Below are 6,579 nucleotides of genomic sequence, written 5' to 3' on the forward strand. Positions count from 1 at the left end.
CCTGCGATGACTGACAACGCTCCCCGCATCCATCCCTCGGCCGTGGTGGACCCCGCGGCCCGCCTGGGCGCCGGCGTGGAAATCGGTGCGTTCACCCTGATCGGTGCGGAGGTCGAGATCGGTGCTGGCACCACCATCGGTCCCCACTGCAGCATCCATGGCCCGACCCGCATCGGCCGCGACAACCGTTTCATCGGTCATTCCGCCATTGGTGGCGAGCCGCAGGACAAGAAGTTCGGCGGCGAACGCACCGAGCTGGTGATCGGCGACCGCAATGTGATCCGCGAATTCGTCACCATCAACCGCGGCACCGGCGGCGGCGGCGGCGTCACCCGCATTGGTGACGACAACTGGCTGTTGGCCTACACCCATATCGCCCATGACTGCATCGTCGCCAATCACTGCGTGTTCTCCAACAACACCACGCTGGCCGGCCATGTCAGCGTTGGCGACTGGGTGATCATCAGCGGCTTTGCCGGCGCCCACCAGTTCTGCCGTATCGGCGCCCACGCGTTCCTCGGCATGGGCGCACTGATTGGCGGTGACGTGCCGCCGTTCACCATGGTCGGCATCGACACCCATGGCCGCCCGCGCGGCATCAACAGCGAAGGGCTCAAGCGCCGCGGCTTCGACAGCGCGCGCATTGCCGCGATCAAGCGCGCCTACCGCACGCTGTACGTGGCCGGCCTGCCGTTGGCCGAGGCCCGCGAACAGCTGGGCGCGCAGGCGCAATCCAGCCAGGACGTGCGCCAGCTGCTGGACTTCATCGAAGGTGGCGACCGGCCGCTGTTGCGATGAGGGCATCCATCGACCCGCCCGTCGTGGCCAATGCCGCTGCACCCACGGTCTCCACCGCGATGGTGACCAGGCAGCGGCCGCCGCGCATCGCGCTGGTGGCCGGCGAAGCGTCCGGCGATGGGCTGGGCGCCGGACTGGTGGCCGAGTTGCGCCGGCTCCATCCCGATGCCGAATTTGCCGGCATCGGCGGGGACGCCATGCGCAATGCCGGCTGCCAGACCTGGTTCGACGCCAGCGAACTGTCGTTGATGGGACTGGCCGAAATCCTGCGCCATCTGCCGCGGCTGTTGAAACTGCGCCGCGAATTCCGCGAGCGGGTGCTGGCCTGGCAACCGGATGTATTCATCGGCATCGACGCGCCGGATTTCAATCTCGGCGTGGAGAAATGGCTGAAACAGCGTGGCATCCGCACCGTGCATTACGTCAGCCCGTCGGTCTGGGCCTGGCGCGAGAAGCGCGCGCAGAAAATCGGCGCCAGCGCCGACCTGGTGCTGTGCCTGTTTCCGATGGAACCGCCGATCTATGCCCGCCACGGCATCGACGCGCGCTTTGTCGGCCACCCGATGGCCGACGATATTCCCCTGCAGAGCGATCGCGCGGCCGCGCGCGCGCAGCTGGGCCTGCCGCCCAGAGCCAAGGTACTGGCGGTGCTGCCGGGCAGCCGCATCGGCGAAATCAGCCGTCTGGGCGCGCCGTTCTTCGAAGCGGCGTGGCAGGTCTCCGAGCGGTTTCCCGACCTGCACATCGTGGTTCCGGCGGCAAACCGGAACTGCAGGCAGCTGCTTGCCACGCAGCTGTCGTCCTCGGCCTTGCCGGTAGCCCATTCGCATCTGCTCGATGGCCAGGCCCGCACCGCCATGATCGCCGCTGACGTGGTGCTGCTGGCGTCCGGCACCGCCACCCTGGAGACCATGCTGGTGAAGCGGCCGATGGTGGTCGGCTACCGCGTGGCCGAGCTCACCTACCGCATCGTCAAGGCGCTGGGGCTGCTGAAGGTGGACCGCTATGCGCTGCCCAACGTGCTGGCCGGGCGCGATCTTGCCCCGGAACTGATGCAGCACGACTGCACCCCGCCGAAACTCGCCGCCGCGGTACTGCACTGGTTCGAACACCCTGCAGCGGTGGAGCAGTTGCAGGCCAGCTACCTGCAGCTGCATGGGCAATTGCGCCAGAACGCCTCGGCCAGCGCGGCGGCGGCGGTGGCCGAATTGCTGGAAAAGCCGGTCCGCTCCGGCGGCCCGCTATGAGCAAGCGTATAGCGCGCGCGGCGCAGGCGGCCTCGCTGGCGCTGTTTGATGACGCGCCCGGGGTGGCGCACGCCGCGTTCCGTTTTGTCGCCGGTGTCGATGAAGCCGGACGCGGCCCGCTGGCGGGCCCGGTCGCGGTGGCCGCGGTCGTGTTCGATCCGGCGCAACCGCGCATCAACGGCCTGGACGATTCCAAGCAGCTGACCGCCCCGCGCCGCGAGCAGCTTTACCAGCGCATCATCGAACGCGCCCTCGCCTTCCACATCGTGCTGGTGGACGCAGCCCAGATCGACACGCTCAACATCTACCAGGCTACGCTGCTGGGCATGCGCCGCGCGGTGGAGGGGGTGGCGCATGTGGCGCAGTTCGCGCGTATCGACGGCAACAGGATTCCCCCGGGCCTGCCGTGCCCGGCCGAAGCCCTCGTCGGCGGCGACGCGCTCGACCGCGCGATCATGGCCGCCTCGATCCTGGCCAAGGTCAGCCGCGACCGCTGCATGCTGGAACTGCACCAGCAGCATCCCGAATACGGGTTCGACCAGCACAAGGGCTATGGCACGCCCCAGCACCTGGCCGCGCTGCGGGCGCACGGCCCCTGCCCGCAGCACCGGCGCAGTTTTGCACCGGTACGCGCCAGCCTCACGCCTGCGGCCACCGCCGGTTGATTCATTGCGGCACGATCTTGATCCCCGGATCGACCCCACCTGCTGAAGTGCGGATGTCGTAGCTGATCAAGGTCTCCTGGGTGACCTGCCGGGTGGTGATCGCCAGCTGCTGGCGGTCGCCGCTGCGGGACGAATGGAACCGGGTGTCGGCCATGGTCCGCAGCGCCCGCGAAAGATTGATGGCACGGCCCGGAGATTCGGCAAAATCCAGTTCAAACGCGACCAGCTCGTCCTTCCGGGTCCGCCACACCACCTCGGTGCCACTGCGCACCACGCAAAGTGGCGCAGAGGCGACCGGCGTGCCGGCCGACAGGTCGATATCGACATACACGCGGCTGACGCCTTTCTTCGGGAGCTGGTCCGAACAGGCGGGCGCGGCGCCGGCATCCGCCTGCGAGGGCCGCGGTGCGGCACAACCGGTGATCGAACCCAGCAACGCGACAGCGATCCAGTATCTGTATGACATGACAGCAAGCTCCTTCGATAGGGTCCGCCGCCACGGACAGGGAAAGCTCCGGCGCGCTATTTCTGCGCGGTTTTTACCGTCGTGTCGGTGAACCGCCGCAGCGCCAGCAGGGCATCGACCCGCTGCCGCGGAATTCCTTCCTTCAGCGCCGTGGCGATGCAGATCCGTGCGCCGGTATCGTCCCCCAGCAGCGCCAGGGTCTGCGCACACCACAGCGCCACCTCGGCGCTCTGCGTCCCCAGCCGGCGTGCCGTCCTCAGTGCAGCGCGTGCACGTTCGTGTTCGCCCAGATTGGCGCGATACCAGGACAGCAGCGCCAGCGCATAGGCATCATCGCGGCGCACGTCGACATAGTGCTGGGCCAGGTCCGCCGCCCGCCGATAGGGGGCCTGCGCCTGCGCCGCGGTGGCCGGCAGCGCCGCCAGCGCATCGCCCAGGTTGCCCCAGTGCAGGTAGTCCTGCGGCTCCAGCACCGTGGCGCGCCGGAACATCTCCGCCGCCCCGGCATAGTTGCCCTGGTCGAATTCCATCGTGCCCAGATTGGTCAGCGCGCCGGCATTGGGTTCGATCGACAGCGACATGCTGAACGCCCGCCCGGCCTGCGCGGTGTCGCCCTGGGCCAGGTACAGCCCGCCCAGGCTGCTCCACAGCCGGCTGTCGTCCGGCTGCAGGATGGTGGCGGTGACAAAAGCGTCGATCGCCTTGGGCAGATCGCCCCGCAGCCAGCGGTAGTAGCCCAGCAGACGATAGATATGCGCATCGCTGGGCCGCGCCGCGATCGCGCGCTGGAAGTAGTCCAGCGCGCGCGCGTCCTGCCCGAGCGCGCCGTAGGTACGGGCCAGCCCGACATAGGCATCGGCCCGCAAGGCCGGATCATTGACCGCCTGTCCGTACAGCACCAGCGCCCGCTCATTCTGGCCGCTGACCCGCGCGATCTCGGCCATCGCCAGGCTCACCTCGTGCAGGCCCGGATCCATCGTCTGGGCACGCGAACACGCCTGCCGTGCACGGTCGAACGCCGCCGCATCGCTGACCCCTTCCAGGCGCATGATTTCCGCCCGGCAGATACCGGCCTGGGCCCGGGCAAAATGCGGGTCGAGGGTCAGCGCCTGGCGGAAATAGCCGATGGCCCGTTCGTTTCCGGTTTCGCCCACCGGTCGTTGCAACAGCGACAGGCCACGCAGATAGGCGTCATAGGCCGATACGTCGCGGGTCGGCGCCAGTCGCTGCGCAAGGGCGGGCATGTCCTTGGAAAGGCGCCCCAGCAATTCGTTCACCACCCGCTGGGCAATCTCGCTCTGCAGTGCGAACACGTCACGGATTTCACGGTCATAGGTATCACTCCATAACGTGAATCCGGTGCGGGTATCGGACAGGCGCGCACTGATGCGTACATGATCCCCGTCACGGCGCACCGTGGCATCGAGCAGCGTGGCGACCCCGAGCCGGTGACCGGTGCGGCGCACATCCTCGCCGGTGGCATTGGCAGGCGCGGCCAGTTGCGGCGCGGCCACTTTCAGCCCCGCCACATGGGCCAGCGCATCTTGCATCTCCACCGCCAGACCATCGGCGAAATAGCGGTCATCGGCGTTGTCGCTGAGGCTGCGGAACGGCATCACCGCGATCGAGGCTTCCTTCACCGCACCGTGCCGCACCGGTGGCGATGGCGGTGGCGATGGCGGCATGCGCACGTGCCAGACCCCACCGCCTACCGCCAGCAGCAGCGCCAGGCCGACCAGCAGCCGCCCGCGGCGCTGGCGCAACCATCTCCACCACCCGCCGCCGGCGCGCCCCGGCGGCGGGGTCCCTTCCGCTGGCACGGCGTGTTCATGCGGGGGAGCACGCTCCACGTTCAGCGGTTCGTCCGCGACCACCGGCCCATCCAACAGCGACAGCGCCAGGGTTTCCTCCGAGGGCGACGCCGTGGCGGCCATCGCCGTCCGCGCCGGCTGCAGCTCCCCGATAAAGCGGTATCCCATTGCATGCTGGGTCTGGATAAAGCGCGGTGCGTGCGGATGGTCGTCCAGGGCCGAGCGCAACTGCGCAATGGCGCGGGTCAGCACTCCCGGCGTCACATGCCGGTGGCCCCATACCGCATCCAGCAACTGGTCCCTTTCCACCAGTTCACCGGCGTGGCGCAGCAACAGCAGCAATACGGCAAAGGCCTTGGGTTCAAGTGAATACGGCTGCCCATCACGGCTGAGGGTGTGCGCAACAGCATCCACCACGATGCTGCCAAAACAGTATCGCTCCGGTACCTGACCTGTGCTGCCAGGGCCTGCGGTGGAACCCATCAGAAAACCCTCATGAAAACCTCATAAGTGGCCCCCAATGCCTGTCTGAAAACTCCTGCAGACATCGTGACCCATGCTACGCCCTGGACGATGCTGGTGGCGCATTCCGGGCATGCCCCGGACGCATCCCCCAACCGGAGAACCGCCATGTATGCCGCCACCCTTGCCAACCGCTATCCCCTGCCCCCGGTGCTGGAACAGCCGATGCTCAACAGTCCACATCGACGCACCCGTCTGAATGGATTCCTGCTGTCCTCACAGGACGTGAACCGCTTCAACCAGGTGCTTGCCCAGCTCGGCCGCACCCGCCCGCCCCTGGATCCGGACCAGCTGGCAACCGCCGCGCGGGCCTTGGACGACAGTCGCGACGACCCCACGCCCGCCCCCTGCATCCAGCAACGGTTGCAGCAGGCGCAGATGGTGGAACAGATGCTCGGCGACCACGACTGGGAGCCGGCCAACGAGGTGGTGCCCGAGGCCCGCCATATGGTCGGCTACCTGCATGAAAGCTGGCACCTTATCCCCGGCTCGCTGCCGCGCGTGGGCCACCTGGATGATGCCATCGTGGTCGATACCGCGTGGCCGCAACTGGTCCGTGAAGTGGCCAACTTCCTCGACTACCGGCGGCTGCGCCAGCTCGAAGCCCAGGCGCGCGGCTGCCGCTACGACGAGATCGAGTTCAACCGCGACATCTGGCTGAAAGTGCGCCGGCTCGAAGCCGACCTGCTCGCGCATCGGCGCCAGGTGCGCGAAAGCAGCTATGCGCCGCAACCGGCGGCCTACTTCCGCGTGCACTGAGCACAGGAGGCGAACGATGCATGCCTCTGCGTGTTCCCGGCCCGGCGCCCCGCGCCAATGGCAGCTGACCCGGTGGCTGCCGCGGGCAGGAGCCGGGCCATCGCCTGCCCATGGACCGGCGGCACTGTGACCGGTCCCCGCGGCGCGCGACGGTCCGTCCAATCCTGACACCGTAATTCCGGCGGCGATGCCGGGTGCAGGCGTTGCCGAGTACTGCCGGCGACTGCCGTCCTGCGCCGCCTCGATTCCCTTCGCGCGGCCCGTTCATGTCGCAGCCGGGCGTCCGGCTGGGGCCGCCAATGGCCGGCGCC

General features: G+C 68.3%; 6 protein-coding genes. 4 read left to right on the forward strand and 2 right to left on the reverse strand.

Annotated elements, in window-relative coordinates; genetic code table 11:
* The first annotated feature begins 6 nt into the window (after positions 1-6).
* The 3 genes from lpxA to QZH66_RS10170 are packed head-to-tail and all read left to right on the forward strand — an operon-like array spanning position 7 to position 2,710.
* Positions 7-798 (forward strand): acyl-ACP--UDP-N-acetylglucosamine O-acyltransferase, encoded by a 792-nt coding sequence (lpxA, locus tag QZH66_RS10160; protein WP_305805826.1) that lies wholly within the window; start codon positions 7-9, stop codon positions 796-798.
* Entirely contained in the window at positions 795-2,045 is a 1,251-nt protein-coding gene (gene lpxB, locus QZH66_RS10165; RefSeq protein WP_345783842.1) for a lipid-A-disaccharide synthase, read from the forward strand. The genes lpxA and lpxB overlap by 4 nt, the downstream gene beginning before the upstream one ends.
* The gene (locus QZH66_RS10170; protein ID WP_305805827.1) at positions 2,042-2,710 is read left to right on the forward strand and encodes a ribonuclease HII; all 669 of its coding nucleotides are present in this window, start codon (positions 2,042-2,044) and stop codon (positions 2,708-2,710) included. The genes lpxB and QZH66_RS10170 overlap by 4 nt, the downstream gene beginning before the upstream one ends.
* Before the next feature lies 1 nt (position 2,711).
* Here QZH66_RS10170 and QZH66_RS10175 read toward each other — a convergent pair whose 3' ends face one another.
* Together QZH66_RS10175 and QZH66_RS10180 are read right to left on the reverse strand one after the other, a co-directional pair.
* Positions 2,712-3,176, reverse strand: a complete 465-nt coding sequence (locus tag QZH66_RS10175; RefSeq protein ID WP_305805828.1) for a hypothetical protein — start codon at positions 3,174-3,176, stop codon at positions 2,712-2,714.
* A gap of 56 nt (positions 3,177-3,232) precedes the next feature.
* Positions 3,233-5,401 (reverse strand): winged helix-turn-helix domain-containing protein, encoded by a 2,169-nt coding sequence (locus tag QZH66_RS10180; protein WP_305805829.1) that lies wholly within the window; start codon positions 5,399-5,401, stop codon positions 3,233-3,235.
* Positions 5,402-5,617: 216 nt separating this feature from the next.
* On the opposite strand from QZH66_RS10180, the gene QZH66_RS10185 reads away from it, so the two are divergent.
* Positions 5,618-6,268, forward strand: a complete 651-nt coding sequence (locus QZH66_RS10185) for a hypothetical protein (protein WP_305805830.1) — start codon at positions 5,618-5,620, stop codon at positions 6,266-6,268.
* Positions 6,269-6,579 lie beyond the last annotated feature (311 nt).

This window comes from Stenotrophomonas sp. YIM B06876 (genome assembly GCF_030711595.1).
Taxonomy (GTDB): Bacteria; Pseudomonadota; Gammaproteobacteria; order Xanthomonadales; family Xanthomonadaceae; genus Stenotrophomonas.